The sequence below is a fragment of the Streptomyces sp. NRRL S-495 genome (genome assembly GCF_000966955.1).
GTDB classification, from domain to species: Bacteria; Actinomycetota; Actinomycetes; order Streptomycetales; family Streptomycetaceae; genus Kitasatospora; species Kitasatospora purpeofusca.
Genome location: NZ_JZWY01000426.1, coordinates 1 through 2,369 on the forward strand (window position 1 = coordinate 1; position 2,369 = coordinate 2,369).

General features: G+C 75.5%; 2 pseudogenes. Both read left to right on the forward strand.

Going from position 1 to position 2,369, the window contains the following annotated elements:
* Window positions 1–1,975 (forward strand): annotated as a pseudogene (locus VR45_RS22420) (hypothetical protein); the annotation flags it as partial.
* Window positions 1,976–2,082: 107 nt separating this feature from the next.
* Window positions 2,083–2,369 (forward strand): annotated as a pseudogene (locus VR45_RS22425) (cellulose-binding protein); the annotation flags it as partial.

The following is a 2,369-nucleotide window of genomic DNA, read 5'->3' on the forward strand; positions in this document are numbered from 1 at the left end:
GACCGCCCGCCTCCGGGCCGAGGCCGAGGCCGCCGCGGCGGAGCTGCGCGAGCGGGCCGAGGCCGAGCGGACGCTCGCCGACGAGCAGGCCGCGACGGTCCGCGCCGAGGCCGGCCGCGAGCTGTCCGAGGCCCGGGCCACGGCCGCGACGATCCGGGCCGAGGCCGGCGAGGAGCTGGAGCAGGCCCGGCGCGACGGCGAGGAGCTGGTCGCCGAGGCCAGGACCGAGGCCGCCGCACTGGTCGAGGCCGCCGAGGAGGAGGCCGCCGAGGTCCGCCAGTCGGTGGCCGGGCTGCACGAGACCGCCTCGCAGCAGATCGCCGAACTCCGGGCCACCGCCGAGCGGGAGTCCGCGGAGCTGCGCGAGCAGGCCGAGCGGGCCGCCGCCGAACTGCGCGACACCGCCGACCGGGAGACCACCGAACTGCGGGCACTGGCCGACCGCGAGACCGCCGAGCTGCGCGACACGGTCGAGCACGAGGTGGCGGAGCTGCGCGCGACCGCCGAGCGGGAGACCGCCGACCTGCGGGCCCGCACCGACGCCGAGACGACCGCGCTGCGCGAGCAGACCGAGCTGGAACTGGCCGCCGAGCGCGAGGCCGCCGAGGCCGAGCTGGCCCGGCACCGGGCCGAGGCCCTGGCCTGGGACGAGCAGCTGCGCGCCGAGGCCGAGGACACGCTGCGGGCCGCCCAGGAGGCCGCCGAGCGGCAGCGCGCCGAGGCCGAGGAGCTGGCCGCCCGGACGGTGGCCGCCGGCGAGGACCGGGCCGCCGCCGGCATCGCCGAGGCGGAGGAGTTCGCCGCCGCGCTGCGGGCCGAGGCCGAGGAGTACGCGCTCGCCACCCGCACCCTCGCCGACGACTACGACGCCGACACCCACGCCCGCGCCGACGCCTACGACGCGGACACCCGCGAGGCCGCCGAGCAGTTCGACAAGTCCACCCGCGAGCACGCCAAGTCCGTACTGGAGAAGGCCTTCGCGGACGCCGAGTCGCTCGGCGAGGACGCCCGCACCACCGCGCTGGCCACCACCGCCGCCGCCGAGGAGCAGGCCGACGCGATGGTCGCCGCCGCCCGCAAGGAGGCCGACCGGCTGGTCGCGGCCGGCGAGGCCACCGGGCAGGAGGCCGTCGAGAAGGGCCGCTCGGACGCCGACGCGCTGCTCTCCGAGGCCCGCCGGGACGCCACCGCGATCCGCGAGCGCGCCGAGGAGCTGCGCGAGCGCACCGACGCCGAGGTCGAGGCCCTGCACGAGCGCGCCCGCAAGGAGAACGCGCAGGCCATGAAGTCGGCCGGCGAGCGGGTGGACGCCCTGGTGACGGCCGCCCAGGACCAGCTGACCGAGGCCGAGGAGCAGGCGGTCGCCACCGTCGCCGAGGCCGAGGACCGGGCGGCGGCGCTGGTCGCGGGTGCCGAGGACCGCGCCAACGAGCTGACCTCGGAGGCGTCGAGCGAGGCCAGCAAGGTCCGGCTGTCCGCCGTCCGCAAGGCCGAGGGCCTGCTGAAGGAGGCCGAGACCAAGCTCGCCAGCTCCACCGACCGCGCCGAGGCCCTGATCGTCAAGGCCGAGGCCAAGCTGAAGTCCGCCCAGGACGAGGCGGAGGAGCGGCTGGAGTCGGCCGCCGCCGAGGCCGAGAAGCGGCTGCGGGCCGCCGACCGGACCGCGGACGAGCAGATCGAACTCGCCCGGGCGGAGGCCGAGCGGCTGCTCGCCGAGGCCAGGGCCGAGGCGCAGCGGGTCACCGACGAGGGCCGGCGCGAGCTGGACGAACTGGTGCGCCGGCGCAAGGACATCAACACCGAGATCTCCAGGGTGCAGGACGTGCTGTCCGCGCTGGAGGCCTTCGAGGCACCGTCACCGGTCGCACAGGCAAACGGGGGAAGTACCAAGAAGGACGGGGGTGCCAAGGCCGGTGCCGGAATTGGCTCTCCCCGATCGGGTGGCAATCGCTCCAAGAGCGCACCACCCGATTGAGCGGACATTGTCCGCGGGACAACGGCGTTTCGCCGCCGACACTCCGGTACCGTGTCAGGATTCCCTCAACCACCTCAGCGGTTTGACGACAGGAAGCCCAGAACCCCATGAGCGACAGTCACTCCCCTCACGGCTTCGACCTGGTGCGCCGTGGGTACGAGCGTGCCCAGGTCGACGAGCGGATCACCAAGCTGGTGGCCGACCGTGACAGTGCCTTGACCCGGATCAGCGCACTCGAGAAGCGCATCGAGGAGCTCCACCTGGAGACCCAGACCGCCCAGGCGGCGGTCGCCGAGGCGGAGCCGTCGTACGCCGGTCTCGGTGCCCGGGTCGAGAAGATCCTGCGCCTCGCCGAGGAGGAGGCCAAGGACCTGCGCGAGGAGGCGCACCGCGC